Raw genomic sequence first — 18,404 nt, 5'->3', positions numbered from 1 at the left:
CCGGCGACGAGCTGGAGCGGCTCACCCCGCCCCGCGTCCTGTCGCTGGAGGAGGCCCTGGAGTTCTGCCGCGCCCGGCCGCCGCCGCGGCGAGCGCCGTCAGCAGCACGGCCGCGGCCAGCAGCAGCACCCGGACCCGCTCGATGGGCACGCCGAGCCCGTGCGCCGCGTCGTCGCCCATCTCCAGCATCCGCAGCGCCCGCCCGCAGCCGGCGAGGACGAGCGGGCCGAGCACGGCGAGCGCCGCGATGACCGGCGCGGCGTCCGCCCAGTCGCGGCCGTCCAGGCTGCCGGTCAGCCACAGCACGGCGCGGGCCGCGTCGGTGATCTCCGCCTGGGTGATCAGGTAGCCGTTGACGCCGGTGAGGATCGCGGCGACGCCGATGCCGACGAGGATGAGCCGCTGCCCGTGCGCGCCGTGCCGTCCGGCCACCAGGTACACGACCAGGCCGGTGAGCAGGCCTCCGCCGGCCGCGCCGGCCGCGACCGCGACGCTGCCGGCGCCGGTCAGCACGATCACGGCGAGGACGCCGGTCGCGGCGCCCTGGCTGAAGCCGAGGATGTCGGGGCTGCCGAGGGGGTTGCGGACCAGCGACTGGAAGATCGCGCCCGCCAGCCCGAGCGCGGCGCCGACCGCGAGCCCGGCCGCCGCGCGCGGCAGCCGGATCTCGTTCACGATGACCGAGTCGGCGGGCGACCCCTGTCCGGCGAGCGTCCGCACGACGTCGGCGGGGCCGATCGGGAAGTCGCCGCTGCCGATGAGGAGCACGCCCGTCCCGAGCGCGACGGCGAGGCAGAGCGCCGCGACGACGAGAGCGCGCGGCCGGAACCGGAACGACACCGCGGGCGTCCGGACGACGGCGAAATGAGGCCCCCGGTTGGAACCGCTCATGAGCGCGACCTCCCGGCCCGGCGGACGAAGTACAGGAAGACGGGACCGCCCGCGACGACCATCACCACGCCGACCTGGAGTTCGGACGGCCGCACCACGACGCGCCCGAAGACGTCCGCCGCGAGCATCAGGGCGGGCGACAGGACCGCGCAGAACGGGATCAGCCGGCGCAGGTCGGGACCGGTCAGGGCGCTGACGAGGTGCGGCACCATCAGCCCCACGAAGATGATCGGCCCGCACGCCGCCGTCGCCGCGCCGCACAGCAGGGTGACGGTGACGATCGCGGCGATCCGGACGCGTCCCGGGTCGGCGCCGAGCGCCCGGGCGGCGTCCTCGCCCATCGCCATCGCGTTCAGCGGGCGCGCCAGCAGCAGCGCGGAGACCAGCCCGACCAGGACGAACGGCGCGACGCGGACGACGGTGTAGCCCTGCGCCGAGGCGAGCGACCCGACCGTCCAGAAGCGCATCCGGTCGAGGGACGCGGTGTCGAGCAGCTGCACCGCGCTCACGTAGGAGAAGAGCGCGGCGTTCAGCGCGGACCCGGCGAGGGCGAGCCGGGCCGGGGTGGCGGCTCGCCCGCCCCCGACCGCGTAGAGCAGCACCGCGACGGCTCCCGCTCCGGCGAACGCGAACCACACGAACCCGGTGAACGAGGTGACGCCGAGGAAGGAGATGGCGGACACGACCGCGGCGGCGGCGCCCGCGTTGATGCCGAGAAGGCCGGGATCGGCGAGCGGGTTGCGGGTGAGCGACTGCATCACCGCGCCGGCGAGGCCGAGCGCCGTCCCCGCGAGGAGCCCGAGCAGGGTGCGCGGCAGGCGCATCTCGCGGACGAGCGTGTACGCCGCCGAGTCGGCGTGGAACAGCCCGTCCCACACCTGTCCGGGGGGCAGCGGCTTCGCTCCGACCCCGAGGCTCAGCACGACGGCGGCGAGGAGGAGGAGCAGCGCGCCGACGAGTCCGGCGGCCCATCGCGCGCCCGGCGGCCGCCGGGCTGCCGCCGGCTCCGCGGGCGGTGTGACCGGCGGCGACTTCGTCGTCAACACGTGGGGGGCTCCGGGGGGACGGCCGGGGAGCACGTGACGGTCCCCACTCTGGACAAGATCTTAGGTTAGGTTAACCTAAGCTCCCATCGGCCGGCCATCCGGCCACGCAACTTGATTTGGGAGAACGTCGGAGATGTCGAACATCGGGGCACAGCACCTCACCCGCCGCGGCCTGCTCGGCGCGGGCGGCGCCCTCGCCCTCGGGGCGCTCATCAGCGCGTGCGGAGGCGGTGACGACGCGAGCGGCACGGCCTCGCCGGGCGGGGGCGCCTGGACGTTCACCGACGACCGCGGCACCCGGGTGCGGCTCAAGGCGCGCCCGCAGCGCGTCGTCGGCTACGTCGGCACCGCCGCCGCCCTCTACGACTTCGGCGTGGACCGCCAGATCGTCGGCGTGTTCGGCCCGACGAAGCTCAAGGACGGCAAGCCCGACCCCCAGGCCGGGAACCTGCCCGTCGACCGCCTGGAGATCATCGGCAACGCCTACGGCGAGTTCAACATCGAGAAGTACGCGGCGCTGCGCCCCGAGCTCCTCGTCGACAACATGTTCGTGCCGGGCGACCTGTTCTACGTCCCGGCCGAGAGCAAGGACAAGATCTTCGCGCTGGCGGACTCGGTCGCCATCTCCGCCGGCGCCGTCGCGCTGCCGAAGCCGATCGAGCGCACCGCCGCCCTCGCCGCCGCCCTCGGCGCCGACCCGAAGTCGGCGAAGGTGACCGCCGCCAAGGCCAGGTTCGACAAGGCCGCCGAGGCGCTGCGCGCGGCGGCCAAGGCCAAGCCGGGGCTGAAGGTGCTGGCGGCGTCCGCGAGCCCCGACCTCTTCTACGCCTCCAGCCCGGGGAAGAACACCGACCTCATCTACTTCAAGGAGCTCGGCGTCGACCTCATCGTCCCGGAGAAGCCGGGCAAGGACGGCTACTTCGAGGAGCTGAGCTGGGAGAACGCCGACAAGTACAAGGCCGATGTCATCATGCTCGACTCCCGGACGCAGGCGCTCCAGCCCAAGGACCTCGGATCCAAGCCGTCGTGGAAGGACCTGCCCGCCGTGAAGGCGAACCAGGTCATCGCGTGGCAGCCCGAGCCCCGCTTCTCCTACGAGGGCTGCGCGCCGATCCTCGAAGCGCTCGCCGCGTCCCTCCAGTCGGCGAAGAAGACGGGCTGAGCCGCGATGCCGAAGACCCCGGCGCACCCGTACGCCTTCTTCGACCTGCACGTGCTGCGGTCCGAGCGGCTCGGCCCGTCCATGGCCCGCATCACCTTCGGCGGCGAGTCCGTGGACGGCTTCGTCACCGGCGGGCGCGACCAGCGGTTCAAGATCTTCCTCCCGCACCCCCACCAGGACGCCCCCGTGATGCCGCGCGACAGCGGCGGCGACACGTGGTTCGCCGACTGGCGGGCGCTCGACCCGTCCGTGCGCGGCGTCATGCGGTCCTACACCGTCCGCGACAAGCGCCCCGGCGAGCTGGACGTCGACTTCGCGCTGCACATGGACGGCGCGTCCGGCCCGGCCGCCCGCTGGGCCGCGGCGGCGGGCCCCGGCGACCGCGTCACCGTACTCGGCCCGACCGGCCCCGACAACGGCGGCTACGACTTCCGGCCGCCGCCCGGCGCCCCGGTCGTCATGGCGGGCGACCTGACCGCGCTGCCCGCCATCGCCGGCAACCTCGCCTGGCTGCCCGCCGGGACGCCCGCGCAGGTGTGGGTCGACGTCCCCGATCCCGGCGACCGGCAGGACCTGCCGACCGCCTCCGAGGCGCGGATCTCCTGGGTCTCCCCCGGCGGCCTGCTCGACTCCGTGCGCGCGGCGGCGATCCCGGACGGCGCCTACGCGTGGATCGCGGGCGAGTCCGCCGTGGTCAAGGCGCTGCGGCGGCACCTGGTGAACGAGCGCGGCCTGGACCGCCGCGCCGTCACCTTCACCGGCTACTGGCGGCGCGGCGCCACCGAGGAGGACCTGCTCGCCGAGGTCGTCGCCGGCGGCAGCCCCGCCACCGAGGAGTGAGCGCGGTCAGGGCTCGCGGCCGGCGTCGTCGATGGTGAGGACGGTCCGGTCGAGGGCGCCGGCGCGGTAGGCGGCGGCGCCGATCGTCTGGGCCGCGACGGGCGCGGTGATCAGCTGGAAGACCGCGACCAGCAGCAGCGGGGCGGCGGCCGCGACGGAGCCCGCCTGGGGCGCGGCGCCCGCGAGGACGAGCACGAGCCCGATCGTCTGCGGCTTGGTCGCGGCGTGCAGCCGGGTGAGCAGGTCGGGGAACCGCAGCACGCCGAGCGCGCCCACCGCGCAGAACGCGGCGCCCGCGGGAAGCAGGACGGCGGTGACGACGTCGCCGGCGGTCACGGCCGCTCCTCCCGCCGCGCCGCGAGGCGGGCGGCGGTGACCGACCCGACGAACCCGAGCAGCACGACGGCCACCAGGATCGTGGACAGCGCGGGCTCGCCCCGGACGGCCGAGTGCACCGCGATGCCGCTGACCAGCAGGACCGCCAGGACGTCCACGGCCATGATCCGGTCGAAGGAGGTCGGGCCGCGGACGAGGCGCGCGGCCGTCATCAGGATGGCCGCGCCCAGCAGGGCCATGGTGACGGTGTAGACGACGGTCATCCCCGTGCTCCTCTCAACGCCGTTCCTCCTCTTCCGCCGTGTCCTCGGGGGTCACGAGAGCCCGCATCAGCCTGCGCTCCGTGCGCAGCACGCCGTCGCGCGCGGCGTCGGCCTCCCGCCGTCCGCGGACCGGCATTATGTGGATGCGCAGGATCGACCGGTCCCAGTCGAGGTCGACGAGCAGGGTGCCGGGACGCAGCGAGATGCTCGTCGTGACCACGAGCAGGACGAGCTCCGAACGCGTCCGGGCGCTCACCTCGATGACGGCGCCCTTCACACGGCGCGGTGCGCGCAGCGCGTGCCAGCCGATGACCACGCTCGACGCCAGCAGGTCCCATGCGAGTTCCGCGGCGGCCTCGGCGAGGCGCAGCGGCCGGATCCTGTTGACGAGCGGGACGGCCGGCAGCCGGCTCACCGCGTAGGCGATGACCACGGCGACGACGCCGCCGGCGATGATCAGGGCGTCGACCCGCCCCCACAGCAGCACCCAGACCGCGAGCAGCCACGCCGCCATGCCCAGCCGGGCTCCGATCCTGCGGACCGCGCTCCTCACGGCGTCCTCCCGTCCAGCACGGCCCGCCGGTAGGCCGACGGATCCACCAGGTCGGCCGCGGCCCGCGCGCTCCACGACGACAGCGGCCCGGCGAACAGGGCGATGAGCAGGCCCCCGGCGACCATCACGGCGGTCACGGCCTGCATGACCCGCACCCCGCCCCGCGTGTAGGGCTCGGCGGCGGGCGGCTCGCCCGCCTCCTCCGGGCGGGGGCGCCAGAACCCGAGCACCCAGATCCGCGCCATCGCCATGAGCGTGAGCAGGCTCGCGAGCACCGCGACGCCCGTGACGGCGTACGCCAGCGGCCGCCCCGACCCGAGCCCCGCCTGGAACAGCGCGAGCTTCGCGACGAAGCCGGACGTCGGCGGCACCCCGCTCACGCTCATCGCGGGGATGAAGAACAGCACCGCGATGAGGGCCGACAGCCGGGCGAGGCCGCCGAGCCGGTGCAGCGACGTCTCCCCCGTGCGGGCCTGGACGAGGTCGCTGACGAGGAACAGCGTCGCCTGCACGACGATGTGGTGGACGAGGTAGAGGATCGCCCCGGTGAGCCCGGCGACGCTGAACAGCGCGAGGCCGAAGAGCATGTAGCCGATGTGGCCGACGAGGGTGAACGAGAACACCCGGTGGATGTCGTCGTTCGCCAGCGCCCCGAGGGTGCCCACGACCATCGTCCCGGCGGCGAGGACGAGCATCACCCACGAGCCGTGCTCGCGGGGGAACACCAGCGTCTCGACGCGGATGAGCGCGTACACCGCGGCCTTGGTCAGCAGCGCCGCGAACACGGCGGTGACCTTGGTGAGGGCGGCCGGGTAGGCGTCGGGCAGCCACAGGTGCATCGGCACGATCGCGCCCTTGATGCCGAACACCACGAGGAACAGCAGCCCGAGCGCCGTGCGGGTGCCCGCCGGGAGCGCCGGGACGCGCTCGGAAAGGTCGGCGAGGTTCACCGTCCCGGCCGCCGCGTAGGTCAGGCCGAGCGCGGTGAGGAACATGATCGAGGACGTGAGGCTGACGACCGTGTAGGTCATGCCCGCCCGGAGGCGCTCGGCCGTCGGCTGGAGGGTCATGAGCACGTAGCTCGACGCGAGCATCACCTCGAACGCGACGAACAGGTTGAACAGGTCACCGGCGAGGAACACCAGGCCGACCCCGCCGGTCAGCGCCAGGTACGCGGGATGGAACACCCCCGGCTCGCTCCGGCGCTCCAGGGCGCCCGCGCCCTCCGCCACCGCGTGCAGCATGATCGCCAGCAGCACGGTGCCGGCCACCACGAGCAGCAGCGCCGACAGCCGGTCGGCGACGAGCGTGATCCCGAGCGGGGCGGCCCATCCCCCGACCTGGACGGCGACGACGCCGTCCCGCGCCACGGCGGCCAGCACCGCCACGGAGGCCGCCACGGCCCCCGCCCCGACGAGCGGCGCGAGGACCCGCAGCCAGGACCGTCGGCGGCGGCTGATCATCGCGAGCGCCGCGCCCAGCAGCGGCAGCGCGAACGGCAGGGGGAGCAGGACGTTCACTCGTCCTCCTCCAGCGGGTCGGGCCGCTCCGGCGGGGCGTCCCACCCCCCGCGGCGGCGCTCGGCGCAGATCCGGCGGTCCTCGACGTCGTCCTGCACCTCGTCCTCGCCGAGCAGCCGCCGGCTCCGGTAGGCCAGCGCCAGCAGGAACGCCGTGACGCCGAACGTGATCACGATGGCGGTGAGCGCCATGGCCTGCGGCAGCGGGTCGGCCGTCGCCCGCTCCGGCCTCCCGCCGAGCAGCGGCGGCGCGCCCGCGGCGCCGCCCGCCAGCAGCAGGACGAGGTTGGCCCCGTGCCCGAGCAGCATGAACCCGACCACGACGCGGATCAGGGACCGCTGCATCAGCAGGTCGAAACCGGCCGCGAACAGCACGGCGACGGTCAGCACGAGGACGAGCGCGGGCCCGGTCACGCCTCCTCCTCATCCGGTTCGTCCTCCAGGCTCGCCCCGAGCGTGGTGAGGATCGTCAGCACCAGGCCGAGGACCACCAGGTACACGCCGATGTCGAAGAACAGGCTGGTCGGCACCTTGACCTCGCCCAGGACGGGCGGTGACGCGTGCCAGACCTCTCCCTGGAGGAACTCGCCGTGCGGGAAACCGCCCGCCGTCCAGCCGGCCGCGCCCGTGGCGACCGCGAGCCCGAGGCCGCCGCCGATCAGGACGCTCGGCCGCACCGGCAGCGCGGTCGCGAGCTCCCGCCGGCCGCCCGGCAGGTAGCGCAGCACGAACGCCATGCCCGCCACGAGGCCGCCCACGAACCCGCCGCCCGGGTTGCCGTGTCCCGCGACGAGGAGGTAGAGGGAGAACACCAGGATCGTCGGGCCGAGGAGCCGCGCCGCCGCCTCCAGCACCACCGAGGATCCGCCCAGCGGCGGCCGCCCCGGCGTCGCCAGCCAGCGGCTCCCCGCCTCCCCCGGCTCCCGCTCGCCGCCGGACGGGCTCGGCAGCCGCCGCCCGCTGGTCACCAGCCCGACGACGCCCATCGCCGCGACGCCCAGCACCGTGATCTCGCCGAGCGTGTCGAGCGCCCGCATCTCGACGAGGATCGCGTTCACGACGTTCTCGGCCTCCGCCTCGCTCGCGAGCCGGGGGTATCCGGCCCCGGCCGGACGGGTGTCGCGGCTCAGCGCGGCCACCACCAGGAACAGCGCGACGAATCCGCCCAGGCACACGCTGACCGCCCCGGCGACCGCCCTGGCCTCCCCCTTGCGGCGCCTCGGCGGGTACCGGACGGGCAGCCGCCGCAGCACCAGCACCAGCATGATCAGCGACAGGGTCTCCACGACGAAGAGCGTCAGCGCGAGATCGGGGCCGCCCTGCACCACGAACAGCCCGCCGACCCCGTAGCCCGTCCCGGCGAGCAGCAGCGCGGCCGTCAGCCTCCGGCGGGCCCGCAGCGCCGCGAGCGCGCAGCCGATCACGACCACGGCGAGCACGACCTGCGCCGGGTCGTCCCACGCCCGCAGCCGGTCCCACGGAACGTCCGGCCCCGTCCCCCGGACCAGAGCCGCCACCAGCGCCGAGCCGGGCACCACCAGCGCCATCGCCCCGATCACACCGAGGTAGACGGGCAGCGAGCCGACCTGCACGCGCGTGGTGACCCCGTGCGCCCCGGCGAGGATCCCCTCCACCGTCCCGTCGTAGCCGCGCTGCGCGTCCAGGAACCGCCACCGCGGCCGCCTGACGGGGAACGTCCGTCCGAAGAGGACGAACACCGCGGCACCCACCACGAGGGCGACAACGGAAAGCCACAGCGCCGGCCCGAGCCCGTGCCACAGGGCGAGCTCGTACTCGCCGTCCCCGCGCAGCGTGTCCGCGTAGGGCCCGGCGAGCTTCTGCATCGCGCCGGGAGCAGCACCCAGGGCGAACCCGGCCGCGGCGAGGACCACGACGGGCCCGACCAGACCCCAGTGCCCTCCGGGCGTGACCTCGGCCCGTCCGCCGAAGGCACCGAACAAGAACCGCAAGCCGTAGGCCACGGTCAGCGCAGACCCCGCCACCACCCCGATGAGGACGGCGATGTCCAAGCCACCATGAGCGAAGGCCTCCATAGCGGCCTCTTTGGCTACGAACCCGAGGAAGGGCGGCAGCCCGATCATCGACGCGGTGGCCGCCGTCGCCGCGACCGCGAGCACCGGCAGCCGCCGCCAGGCCCCCGAGAGCCGGTCGGCGCGCCGCGTCCCCGTCTCGTGCTCGACCGTCCCGACCGTGAGGAACAGCGGCGCCTTGAACAGGCCGTGGGCCAGCAGCAGTGCCGTGCCCGCCAGCGCGGCCGTCCGCGTCCCGTCCCCCAGCAGGACCATCAGCAGACCCAGCTGGCTCACCGTCCCGTAGGCGAGCAGCCGCTTCAGATCATGCTGCCGCAGCGCGAGGACCCCGCCCGTCAGCAGGCTCAGCAGCCCGGCCCCAACGACCAGCGGACGCCACACCCCGGCGTCGGCGAACGCGGGCGCCAGCCGCGCCACCAGGTAGACGCCGGCCTTCACCATGGCCGCGGCGTGCAGATAGGCGCTGACCGGAGTGGGCGCCACCATCGCGGCGGGCAGCCACGCGTGCAACGGCACCTGCGCCGACTTGGCGAACGCCCCGAGCAGCACCAGCACCAGCCCGGCGGTCGCCAGGGAACCGCTCGGCGGATCGGCGGCCATCGCCGAGATCCGGTACGTCCCGGCGGTCTGTCCGAGCAGCACGAACCCGGCGAGCATGACCAGCCCGAACGCGGTGGTCGTCAGCAGCGCCTGCGCGGCCGCCCGCCGGTCCTCCGCCCGCTCCGGCCGGGTCGCGCCGATGAGCACGAACGAGCTGAGCGTGGTCAGCTCCCAGAACACGTACAGCACGAGCAGGTTGTCGGCGAGCACCAGGCCCGTCATCGCCCCCGCGAACGCGACGAGCGTCCCGATCATCAGCCTCTCGGGACGGTCGAAGTACCAGCCCGCGTAGCACAGGACGACGGCCCCCACCCCGCCGATCAGCAGCAGCATCACGATGGACAGCGCGTCCAGGCGGAAGTCGAACACCAGCCCGAGATCCGGCGCCCAGTCCAGCCTGGCCGTGACCGCGCCCCGCCCGACCTGCGCCGCGGCCCACCCGGCCGTCACCGCCGGCAGCACCGCCGCGGCGCACGCCATCGCACGCCGGCGCCGCCCGAGCGCCCAGGGCACGGCGACCGCGACGACGGCATAAGCGAGAACCAGCGCGAGCATGCCGCCGCCGCCCCCCTCCGCATGGCACGTCGCCTCCCACTTACCCGATCATCACCCCCGAAACGACCATCCCGCCGTATGGGAAGACCGCGAGGCGCCCCGGCGGCACCGACGAACCAACGCGGCCCGAGAGGCCGATGGTCTGCCGAGGGATCCACTTCGTTGAGATGATGCGTGGACCTTCGCGCACTGCGGCCCCAGGAAGATCGGCTGGCGAAATGACCGACTTCGAGTTCCACCGCCTTCTCGAAATCGATCCGCCCCTGCGCAGGCAGTGGCTACTGGACCACCGGCCACCGAACGTCAGCACGTTCCACTGGTGGCTGTACCTGATCGAATCAGCCGTGCAGGACGTGCGCTGGCAGCGCATGGGATGGCCGCTCCGGAGACCGGCGGCCGATGTCGAACTCGCCGCCTCACTCATCGAGTGGGCACTGGAACAGGGGTTCCCTCTGGCGCACGCCGTCGAGGACCTCGCCTGGCTGTCGCTGTCGGCACTGGAGGCCGGCGACGAGATCGCGGATCTGCCGGAGGTCCTCCGGCCGGACGGCATCGCCCAGCGGGTCCTCGGCGGCTTCACGATGAGCCGCCAGGAGGCGGTCGACCGCGCCGCGCGTCTCCGCTCGATCCCGGTGACCGAGGACGACTTCGCCCGCCCCGGCGAGGACATCGGCGCCATGTTGCGGGCCCTGGCCGAAACCGACGAGTACCGCGACACGCATCGGCTCATCGACATGCAACGAGCACTGACCGGCCTCGCACCCATCGTCGGTCTCATCGGGGACACCGGACTGGCGGCGGAGGTACGCGCCTGGCTCGGTGTCGTGCCCGACCTCGACTCCTATGCGCCCGACTTGTCCGGCCCGCCGTGACACGTCCGGCTCGCTCTTGTCGCTTGGAGAACCGCCATGCCAGGCTGCGAGATCACAGCCTGGCATGAGCGCCGCCACCGGGACGTCCGCCCGGAGCGGAGACGTCGGGAGACGGTCGTGGAGTACCCCGTCACCTTCGGTTGTTCCACCAGTCCAGCAGCTCTTTGGCCACCTTCACGATGTCCGCGACCGACATCGCGATGTCCTTGAAGATCTTGATCCTCCTGGCCCACTCCTCGAGCGAGGACCGCGTGCGCGCGATCTCCATCTGCTCGCTCGCGCTGTAGCGGTCCAGCTCCTTGCGGATCATGTTCTCTTCGGAGTCCGCCATTTTCCACCCCTTGCAACTCCGTCAGCGGCGGATCTCCATCGGAGAGCCTCCGCCACCACCGCACCAGAGAAACACTGCCGAAGCATCGCTCCGTCACTCACCGCGGAGGAACTTCAGCAGCCCCGCCCCCTTTCTGGAAGTTCCGGCCCCGTTCCCGCCCCCCATGAGCTTTCCTCGGTACTTCTCCGGAACCCAGTCCCCCGCGGTGAACGCCTTGACGCCCGAGAATATCCAGGCACGCTCGTCGGGGACCTTTTCCAGAAGAGCCGAGAAGAGCGGCTGGAGGTTGTATCGCCTGCCGGCGGAGACGGGCACGAACTCGACGGACGCCCCGATCGTCCGCGAGAACCTGTCCGCCCTGTCGCGACAGATCTCCCGCATGTTCTTCAACTGCTCGCCGGAAGGGAGGTTCACCTCGGTGTTCCAGTCGAGGGGATCGATCAGGTCGACCTGGCTGAGACCGAAGACGATCCGGTCGTTCACTCCGAGGAGTTCCGCGATGTACTGCTGCTCCAGCGCGATCGCCCGGTTCCGGGCGGCACTGAGCCAGAGGACGACATCACACTTCGGAAGCTCGCTCCGGTACATCTCCAGGTACGCGGGGTCCTGCTCGATGCTCTCCCCGAGCCCCGGCGCGTCGACGACCCTCAGCTTCGTACGGTGACCGTCGACGACACCGCCCCGCACGGTGATGCTGACGTCCTGGCTCTCGAATTCCTTCGTGCAGGCCACGGTGGGGCTCGTCGGCAGTTCGGTGTTGCACATGGTGTTCACCAGAGTGGATTTCCCGACCCCGGAAACGCCGACCACGCCGATTGTCAGCGGCTTCCGCCGAAGCTCCTCCTGGAGTTCCGCGAGAACCTTCCGCCGCATTTCTTGATCTTCTTGACTCCCCATCGCCACCCGCACCCCGCAAGCCACTTCACTCAAGGTCCCATAGAAGCCTGCCGAACACGCTACTCGCGCAAGGCCTGCGTACACCGAGCGGACGACGTCCGCCTCCGGCCATAAGATCCGCTGACCCGAACACGCGATACGGTGGAAACACCGCCAGAGTTTTCACGGGAAACCCAGATCGAATTGGCTCCCAACTGCCGACCGACCGCACCCACCTGAAATATCAGATCATTTAAGGCACCGTACAAACCCGGTCCGGGCCCGGCGCGCAGGTCCGACCTCAGCCCGGGTGGGGCGACGTCTCACGTGAAGGGGACGGGGTGGTGTGGCGGACGGCAGCGCGGACCTGGTCGCGGAACCACTGGTGGCCGCGATCGGATGAGTGGCGCGGGTGCCAGGCCATCCCGATCTCGATGGGCGGGGTCGCGACAGGGATGGGAAAGGTGCGCAGTCCGAGGGCGGCGAGGGCGTCGGGGAGCCACCCGTCGAGGGTGAGGCAGACCAGGTCGCCGGTGCGGGCCATCAGGAGCGCGGCGGTATGGCTGGGGACGACGGCGGCGACGCGCCGACGCAGCCCCTGCCGGGCGAGCGCGGTGTCGATGGGACCGTGGCGTTTGCCCTGCCTGGAGATGCCGATGTGGTCGGCCTCGGCGAACCGGCGGGCGTCGATGGGACCGGCGAACAGGGGGTGGTCCGCTCGGGCGACACCGACCAGAGGCACCGCGGTCAGGGCCTCGGTGCGGGTTTCGGGGTCCAGGTGGTCCAGGACGCCGAGTTCGAGGTCGACCGCGCCTTGGCGGAGGGCAGGGGTTCCCTCGATCGCCTCCGGGAGGAAGACCACTACGGCCCGGGGCGCCTGAGCGCGGACGCGCTCGGTCAGCGGCGCGGCGAGACTGGCCAGCAGGAGGTCGCTGACCTGGGCGGTGAACGTCCGGTCCAGGTCGGGCAGGCCGGGCCCGGGCGCCGGGGCGAGAACGGCATCGGCGTGTTCGAGAAGCGAGCGGACCTCCTCCCGCAGGCGCACCGCGCGAGGGGTGGGGACCATCTGCTGGCCGGCGCGGACCAGCAGCGGATCGCCGGTGGTGCGGCGCAGCCGTCCGAGGGCACGGCTGACGGCGGCCGGAGAGGTGCCGAGCCGCTCGGCGGCGCGGGTGACGCTGTTCTCCTGGAGGAGGGCGTCCAAGGTCTTCAGCAGATTGAGGTCCATGGCCGCCCTGATCGAATTGCGTTTGGTGAAACTATCCCTTGCCTATCTTTGCATTGCGTGACATCTCGTCGCTGCCCAAGACTTCAAGCGTCCGCACGCAACGAACGCTGGAGTGACCATGACGCAGTCCGTCCGCGCAGGCAGAGAAGGCGATCTGCTGGCAGTGGTGAGCCAGAGCAGCGCCACCATCTCCTTCTTCGACGCCGCCGACGACACCCGTATCGGCGAGGTGGAGGTCCTCGCCGAACCCCACGAGATCTGCTTCGACCCCCGGCGGCGACTCCTGTGGTGCGCCAGCACCTACCACTCGGGCTACTACCACGCGAACTCCGGCAGGCGCAGCGAGGTCACCGCCATCGACCCCGACACGCGACGGATCGTGGAGGTCGTCGACCTGGCGCCGGAGCACGGGCCGCACGGCCTCGCGCTGGACGCCGAGCGCGGGCTCCTGTACGTGAGTGTCGAGGGGTCCCCCGAGAGGCCCGGCGGCGTGGTGGTCGTCGACGCGGCCACACGGCGCCCGATCGGACGGATCGACACCGAGGCTCCGGGCCCGCACTGGTTCGTCATCAGCCCGGACGGGACCGCGGGCTACGCCAGCAACAAGGAGGCGCCGTTCGTGTCGGTCGTCGACCTGGAGAAGGGGACGCTCACCGCGAAGGTCGAAGTCCCCGGCAGCGAAGGGCTGGCCGTCTCACCGGACGGGACGCGGGTGTTCGTCGCCGCGCCCTACGGATCGTTCGCCGCGGGCGCCGAGCGGCCCTCCCCCGGCATCCGGGTCATCGACGCCAGGACCGCCGCGGTGACCGATGTCCTTCCGGTGGACGACGTCACGTTCCCCGTCCACGTCACGTCGACCGGCAAGGTGCTGGCCGGGGAGCTGCGCATGGCCGCCGACCCCGGGAGCCGGCTGGGCAGCCACTCCCCCGGCCGGCTGACGGTGTTCTCGGCGGACACCGGCGATCGCCTCGGCCAGGCGGAGGTCGGCCTCTTCCCGCTCACGATCACCTCCTCCCCCGACGGCGCCCTGGGATACGTCGCCTGCGTCACCTCCTCGACGGTCGACATCATCGACCTGGAGTCGACGAAGCGCCTCAACAGGCTCGACATCGCCAAGCGAGGCGAGCCGGGCGCGCACGGCCTGGCCTACATCCCCCGGCCACGCTGACCGGCCCGAAGCCCGTCCAGCATCACGCGGGTGACGGCGTCGTCCTCCCGGGCTCCGGGCCGGCAGACGGCGGTGCTGAGGATCTCGACGGCCTCCACCGGGCTGATGTCATCGCGCATCGCGCCTGCCTCCTGCACCTCTTGCATGAGCTCCCGGAGGAGGCCGTCGACCTCGTCCTGCAGAGCAAGCCGCTCCTCCGGCGGCGAATCACCGTCCGCGACGGCCTTCACCAGCGCGAACGGCTGACCGGCGCAGAAGGCGACGACCCGGGTCAGCACCTCCCAGCGCGGCAGCTCCTGCTCGCGAAGCCGCCGGATCTCCGCTCCAAGGCACCGAAGCGAACTGGTCGCGATCTCCTCGACCAGTGCGCGCCGGTCGGGGAAATGCCGGTAGAGGGTCCCCACGCCGAGGCCCGCCGCCCGCGCGATCTCCTCCATGCTGACGCCGGGCCCCCGCTCGGCGAACAGGTCGAGGGCACAGGAGACGATCCGCTCGCGGTTGCGCTTCGCGTCGGCCCGCATCGTCCTCCTCCCGAGGTAACCGGAACAGAAGATTCAGGTTATCCTGCACAACCAGAACCGGAAGATCCGATTCACTTTGGAGCGGCTCATGCGCATCGGACTGTTCACCCTCGCCGGAACGGCACCCTTGGATGACCTTGTAACGCAGGTCCGCCTGGCCCGGGACGCCGGGCTCGACAGCGTCTTCTTCGGGCACGCGGGCTCCTGGGACGCGCTCATGACCGCCGCGCTCGCCGGGCGCGAGGTCCCCGGCATCGAGGTGGGCACAGCGATCGTCCCGACCTACCCGCGCCACCCCCTCGCGCTGGCCAGCCAGGCGCTCACCGCCCAGGCCATGACGGGCGGTCGCTTCACTCTCGGCATCGGCCCGAGCCACCCCCAGGTCATCGAGGGATCGCACGGCATCGCCTACGAACGCCCGGCGCGGCACGTCCGCGAGTACCTGTCGGCCCTGCGCCCGCTGCTGCGCGGCGAGGAAGTCGACTACCACGGCGAGATGCTGACCGCGGTAGGCGCACTGGACGCACCAGGCGCGACCCCGCCGCCGGTGCTGGTGTCGGCCCTTGGTCCGGCCATGCTGCGGACAGCGGGCGAACTGGCCGACGGCACCGTGACGACCTGGGTGGGCGCCGACGCGATCGCCGACCACATCGTCCCGTCCATCACCAAGGCCGCCGAGGCAGCAGGACGCCCCGCACCACGCGTGCTGGCGGGCACCATAGTGGCCCTCACCGACGACCCGGACGCCGTCCGCCGCGACCTGGCCGACCAGCTGGGCGCCGCGTCGGATTTCCCCGCCTACCGAGCGGTCCTCGACCGTCAGGGCCTGTCCGGCGTCCACGAGACGGTCATCGCCGGAGACGAGAGAACGATCACCCGGGAACTACGCCGCTTCGCCGAAGCAGGCGTCACAGACCTCCTGATCAGCCCCCGCGGGGAAACGGCGGACCTCCTGGCCCTGGCCGCCTCCCTACGCTGACCGCGCCCCACCATTTCCAAGGTGGAATGGCGCCCTGGCCTGGGTATCTCCGAGAAGGAAGGAAAATCTAACGGCGCATTCGAAGAGCTTCAAAGGCAGCGACCGGCAGCCCAGCTGAACAGAATCAGAGACCGCAACCGGGAGCCGGGGAGCGAAGCTCCCCACCGGGGGTTCCGGGGGGTCGCCCCCCGGGCTGGCACAACGGGCCCCCGGCGAAGCCGACCAAAGGTCGGCGAGCAGGCGACACCGCCTCGCTCCCGCGATTGGACTCGAACCAATAACCTGCCGGTTAACAGCCGGCTGCTCTGCCGATTGAGCTACGCGGGATCGTGCGTCCGCTGGTGCCTGGCGGCCCCTGGCGGCGGGTCTAGGTTAGCGCATGTCCGGGGCTGTTCGCGCACGCGCGCGGATTGAGGCGGCGAGGGCGGGTATAGGGGGTGTCACGATTCCGCCGTCAGTAGGAGTTGGACATGAAGGCTCGCACGATGTTCATGGCAGGCGCCGCGGTCGGCTACGTCTTCGGGACGAAGGCCGGGCGCGAGCGGTACGAGCAGATCAAGCAGCTCTCCAAGCAGGTGTCGGAGAACCCGAACGTGCAGGAGGCCGCCGGGAAGATCCGGTCGAAGGGTGAGACGTTCGCCGGGGCCGCGCGGGACAAGGCGGGGCACCTGAAGGACCGGGTGCCCGAGCAGGTCACGGGCGGCCGCAAGGAGGAGCAGCCGTACCCCGGCTAGAGGCCGGTCTGACGGCGCAGGTCTTCGAGGACCTGTTCGGCCTGGGCCCGCAGGCCCGGGTCGGACGGGTCGAGCCCGGCGTCGAAGACGAACGTCCAGCGCACATCGCCGCCGGCTGCGGGGCGCCGGCCGGCGATGCGCACCTTCCCGCCTCCGGGGAGGGCCGCGTGGTGGGTGACGGCGATGGTGGCGGTGACGCGCTCCCGGACGGTCTCGGGCACCGAGCCGGGTTCGGTGAGGCGGACGTGGTGCTCGGCGCCGCCGGAGGTCTCCTTGACGTGCAGCCAGCCGTCCTTCCAGGTGGCGTGGTCGACGCGTTCCCAGGGGATGCGGGCGAAGCCGCCGGAGGGGGTCGGCACGTGCAGGGCGAGGAGGGTGGCGGTGACGTACGAGCCGCCGCGGGTGGGGGCCGCCGCGAGGACGCGTTCTCCGCGTTCCAGCGCGAGTTCGTCGCGGACCGCGGCGGGCAGGGGACCCCGGTTCAGGCGCATGCCCCCACGGTAGGCGATCAGGCGGCCTGGGGGGCGCGGCGGGCCCCGAGGAGGTCCAGGACGAGGGCCGCCGACCAGGCGTAGTCGTGGCTGCCGCGGCCGGTGCCGTCGAACGGGTCGAAGAACTCGCGGAAGCCGGACTGGCGGACGAGCCGCATGGTGGAGCCGTAGAGCAGGTCGGCGACGACGGGCAGGTCGTGGCCGAGGGCGCCGTACCAGACGAGCCAGTTGGTGCTGATCCAGGTGGGGCCGCGCCAGTAGCCGGCGCGGTCGAAGGCGGGCGCCTGGATGTCGCAGGTGGGGACGGGGTAGCCGGCGGCGCCGGCGAAGCGGGCCGACAGCAGCAGGTCGACGAGGTTGCGGACGATCGGGGCCGGCAGTTCGGGGTCCAGCAGGGGGCCGAAGGAGCCGGCGGTGATGACGGGGAGCAGGCGGTCGTCGCGCAGGTCGCGGGCGCGGAAGCAGCCGGTGTCGCCGTCCCAGAGGCGGTGCAGGACGGCCTCGTGGACGCGCTGGGCGCGTTCGCGGTGCGGGACGGGGTCGGCGCCGATGATCTCGGCGATGGCGGCGAGGGCGTGCGTGGAGGCGAGGTAGACGGCGTTGACGAGGGGGTCCTCGACCGCGAACGGGTGCGCGTCGCGGAGGTAGCCGGGCCGGTAGGCGGCCTCCCGCATGAGCGCGACGAGCCGCACGTAGCGGTCGTAGTCCTCGCCGGTCGGCAGGCCGTGGGGGCGCAGGCCGGGGGCGTAGGAGGACGGGGGCAGCGGGAGCGCGCCGAGGGGGCGGTCCCAGGCGGGGCTGTTGTCGAGGCCCGACTCCCAGGGGTGGCAGATGGCGATGAGGCCGCTGGAGTCCAGGTCGCGGCAGCGGGCCAGGTAGCGGTGCTGGGCGGTCAGCATCGGGTACAGGCGGGCCAGGAACGCCCGGCTGCTCTCCCCGTCGGCGGCGCATTCGTGCAGGCGCAGGGCGCTGAGGGCATGCAGCGGCGGCTGGGTGAGCGCGGAGGTGTGCACGCCGCGCGGGGCGTCGGGCTGCCGGTCGCTGCGCCACAGTTCGGGGCCGGGGAAGAAGGCGCGCCGGTCGAGGCGCGTGTTGAACACGATGTGGGGCAGCATCCCGTCCGCCCACTGGCCCCGGAACAGGGAGATCAGCTCGGCCTCGGCGCGGTCGCGGCGGTGGCGGGCCAGGCCCATGCTGATGAAGGCCGAGTCCCAGCTCCACTGGTGCGGGTAGAGGCCGGGCGAGGCGGCGGTGGCGTTGCCCGTCCAGTTCGCGTCGAGGACCCGGGCCGCGGCCTTCCACAGCGCGGTCTCGTCGCCGGTGAGACGGGAGCTCATGTGGTCCAGGTGACCTCCTCCTGGGCGAGAGAAGGGTGCACCGTTGATTGT

20 protein-coding genes and 1 tRNA gene are annotated in these 18,404 nt (G+C 72.7%); 6 read left to right on the top strand and 15 right to left on the bottom strand.

Annotation, left to right across the window (positions count from 1 at the left end):
- Nucleotides 1-21: 21 nt before the first annotated feature.
- Both AB0K37_RS20445 and AB0K37_RS20440 read right to left on the bottom strand, forming a co-directional pair.
- Nucleotides 22-891 carry an iron chelate uptake ABC transporter family permease subunit gene (locus AB0K37_RS20445; RefSeq protein WP_363983267.1) on the bottom strand — a complete coding sequence of 290 codons (870 nt, stop codon included), beginning with the start codon at nucleotides 889-891 and terminating at the stop codon, nucleotides 22-24.
- Nucleotides 888-1,937 carry an iron chelate uptake ABC transporter family permease subunit gene (locus AB0K37_RS20440; RefSeq protein ID WP_363983264.1) on the bottom strand — a complete coding sequence of 350 codons (1,050 nt, stop codon included), beginning with the start codon at nucleotides 1,935-1,937 and terminating at the stop codon, nucleotides 888-890. The genes AB0K37_RS20445 and AB0K37_RS20440 overlap by 4 nt, the downstream gene beginning before the upstream one ends.
- A gap of 133 nt (nucleotides 1,938-2,070) precedes the next feature.
- Between AB0K37_RS20440 and AB0K37_RS20435 the strand changes: the two genes are divergently transcribed.
- Nucleotides 2,071-3,099, top strand: a complete 1,029-nt coding sequence (locus AB0K37_RS20435; RefSeq protein ID WP_363983261.1) for an ABC transporter substrate-binding protein — start codon at nucleotides 2,071-2,073, stop codon at nucleotides 3,097-3,099.
- 6 nt (nucleotides 3,100-3,105) lie between these two features.
- The gene (locus tag AB0K37_RS20430; RefSeq protein WP_363983258.1) at nucleotides 3,106-3,939 is read left to right on the top strand and encodes a siderophore-interacting protein; all 834 of its coding nucleotides are present in this window, start codon (nucleotides 3,106-3,108) and stop codon (nucleotides 3,937-3,939) included.
- A gap of 6 nt (nucleotides 3,940-3,945) precedes the next feature.
- On the opposite strand, the gene mnhG is transcribed toward AB0K37_RS20430, so the two are convergent.
- Genes mnhG through mbhE form a run of 6 tightly spaced genes read right to left on the bottom strand, consistent with a single transcriptional unit; the run spans nucleotide 3,946 to nucleotide 9,816 of the window.
- Nucleotides 3,946-4,275 (bottom strand): monovalent cation/H(+) antiporter subunit G, encoded by a 330-nt coding sequence (mnhG, locus tag AB0K37_RS20425; protein ID WP_363983255.1) that lies wholly within the window; start codon nucleotides 4,273-4,275, stop codon nucleotides 3,946-3,948.
- Nucleotides 4,272-4,538, bottom strand: coding sequence for a monovalent cation/H+ antiporter complex subunit F (locus AB0K37_RS20420; RefSeq protein WP_363983253.1), 267 nt, complete (start codon nucleotides 4,536-4,538; stop codon nucleotides 4,272-4,274). Before AB0K37_RS20420 ends, mnhG begins: the two co-directional genes overlap by 4 nt.
- Before the next feature lie 13 nt (nucleotides 4,539-4,551).
- Nucleotides 4,552-5,091, bottom strand: coding sequence for a Na+/H+ antiporter subunit E (locus AB0K37_RS20415; RefSeq protein WP_363983250.1), 540 nt, complete (start codon nucleotides 5,089-5,091; stop codon nucleotides 4,552-4,554).
- On the bottom strand, nucleotides 5,088-6,611 hold the full coding sequence (locus tag AB0K37_RS20410) for a Na+/H+ antiporter subunit D (RefSeq protein WP_363983247.1): 1,524 nt from the start codon (nucleotides 6,609-6,611) through the stop codon (nucleotides 5,088-5,090). The genes AB0K37_RS20415 and AB0K37_RS20410 overlap by 4 nt, the downstream gene beginning before the upstream one ends.
- Nucleotides 6,608-7,024, bottom strand: coding sequence for a Na(+)/H(+) antiporter subunit C (locus AB0K37_RS20405; protein ID WP_363983244.1), 417 nt, complete (start codon nucleotides 7,022-7,024; stop codon nucleotides 6,608-6,610). The genes AB0K37_RS20410 and AB0K37_RS20405 overlap by 4 nt, the downstream gene beginning before the upstream one ends.
- Nucleotides 7,021-9,816, bottom strand: coding sequence for a hydrogen gas-evolving membrane-bound hydrogenase subunit E (mbhE, locus tag AB0K37_RS20400; RefSeq protein WP_363983241.1), 2,796 nt, complete (start codon nucleotides 9,814-9,816; stop codon nucleotides 7,021-7,023). The genes AB0K37_RS20405 and mbhE overlap by 4 nt, the downstream gene beginning before the upstream one ends.
- 218 nt (nucleotides 9,817-10,034) lie before the next feature.
- Between mbhE and AB0K37_RS20395 the strand changes: the two genes are divergently transcribed.
- Nucleotides 10,035-10,688 (top strand): hypothetical protein, encoded by a 654-nt coding sequence (locus AB0K37_RS20395; protein WP_363983238.1) that lies wholly within the window; start codon nucleotides 10,035-10,037, stop codon nucleotides 10,686-10,688.
- 130 nt (nucleotides 10,689-10,818) lie between these two features.
- Here the strand turns inward: AB0K37_RS20395 and AB0K37_RS20390 are convergent, their stop codons facing one another.
- The 3 genes from AB0K37_RS20390 to AB0K37_RS20380 all read right to left on the bottom strand — a co-directional run bounded on the left by AB0K37_RS20390 (nucleotide 10,819) and on the right by AB0K37_RS20380 (nucleotide 13,123).
- Nucleotides 10,819-11,019: a hypothetical protein gene (locus tag AB0K37_RS20390; RefSeq protein WP_363983235.1), complete on the bottom strand. Its 201-nt coding sequence runs from the start codon at nucleotides 11,017-11,019 to the stop codon at nucleotides 10,819-10,821.
- Between the two features lie 93 nt (nucleotides 11,020-11,112).
- Complete coding sequence (locus AB0K37_RS20385) at nucleotides 11,113-11,892, bottom strand: GTPase (protein WP_363983232.1); 780 nt, start codon at nucleotides 11,890-11,892, stop codon at nucleotides 11,113-11,115.
- 304 nt (nucleotides 11,893-12,196) lie between these two features.
- Nucleotides 12,197-13,123, bottom strand: coding sequence for a LysR family transcriptional regulator (locus tag AB0K37_RS20380; protein ID WP_363983229.1), 927 nt, complete (start codon nucleotides 13,121-13,123; stop codon nucleotides 12,197-12,199).
- Between the two features lie 118 nt (nucleotides 13,124-13,241).
- Here AB0K37_RS20380 and AB0K37_RS20375 point away from each other — a divergent pair, with 118 nt between their 5' ends.
- A complete protein-coding gene (locus tag AB0K37_RS20375) occupies nucleotides 13,242-14,291 on the top strand; it encodes a YncE family protein (protein ID WP_363983226.1) in 1,050 nt (349 codons plus the stop codon).
- On the opposite strand, the gene AB0K37_RS20370 is transcribed toward AB0K37_RS20375, so the two are convergent.
- Nucleotides 14,270-14,812, bottom strand: a complete 543-nt coding sequence (locus tag AB0K37_RS20370; protein ID WP_363983223.1) for a helix-turn-helix domain-containing protein — start codon at nucleotides 14,810-14,812, stop codon at nucleotides 14,270-14,272. The genes AB0K37_RS20375 and AB0K37_RS20370 overlap by 22 nt on opposite strands.
- 88 nt (nucleotides 14,813-14,900) lie before the next feature.
- Here AB0K37_RS20370 and AB0K37_RS20365 point away from each other — a divergent pair, with 88 nt between their 5' ends.
- Nucleotides 14,901-15,791: an LLM class F420-dependent oxidoreductase gene (locus AB0K37_RS20365; RefSeq protein ID WP_363983220.1), complete on the top strand. Its 891-nt coding sequence runs from the start codon at nucleotides 14,901-14,903 to the stop codon at nucleotides 15,789-15,791.
- 254 nt (nucleotides 15,792-16,045) lie between these two features.
- Here the strand turns inward: AB0K37_RS20365 and AB0K37_RS20360 are convergent.
- Nucleotides 16,046-16,118: transfer RNA gene (locus AB0K37_RS20360), tRNA-Asn, on the bottom strand.
- Between the two features lie 143 nt (nucleotides 16,119-16,261).
- Here AB0K37_RS20360 and AB0K37_RS20355 point away from each other — a divergent pair.
- On the top strand, nucleotides 16,262-16,525 hold the full coding sequence (locus AB0K37_RS20355; RefSeq protein ID WP_179843081.1) for a YtxH domain-containing protein: 264 nt from the start codon (nucleotides 16,262-16,264) through the stop codon (nucleotides 16,523-16,525).
- Here the strand turns inward: AB0K37_RS20355 and AB0K37_RS20350 are convergent.
- Together AB0K37_RS20350 and AB0K37_RS20345 are read right to left on the bottom strand one after the other, a co-directional pair.
- Nucleotides 16,522-17,016 carry a hypothetical protein gene (locus AB0K37_RS20350; protein ID WP_363983217.1) on the bottom strand — a complete coding sequence of 165 codons (495 nt, stop codon included), beginning with the start codon at nucleotides 17,014-17,016 and terminating at the stop codon, nucleotides 16,522-16,524. The two genes, AB0K37_RS20355 and AB0K37_RS20350, sit on opposite strands and share 4 nt — an antisense overlap.
- 17 nt (nucleotides 17,017-17,033) lie before the next feature.
- Entirely contained in the window at nucleotides 17,034-18,353 is a 1,320-nt protein-coding gene (locus AB0K37_RS20345) for a hypothetical protein (protein WP_363983215.1), read from the bottom strand.
- Nucleotides 18,354-18,404 lie beyond the last annotated feature (51 nt).

Origin of the sequence: Actinomadura sp. NPDC049753 (assembly GCF_040674655.1) — a bacterium.
Lineage (GTDB): Bacteria > Actinomycetota > Actinomycetes > Streptosporangiales > Streptosporangiaceae > Spirillospora > Spirillospora verrucosospora.
This window is presented reverse-complemented; position numbering and strand designations above follow the sequence as displayed.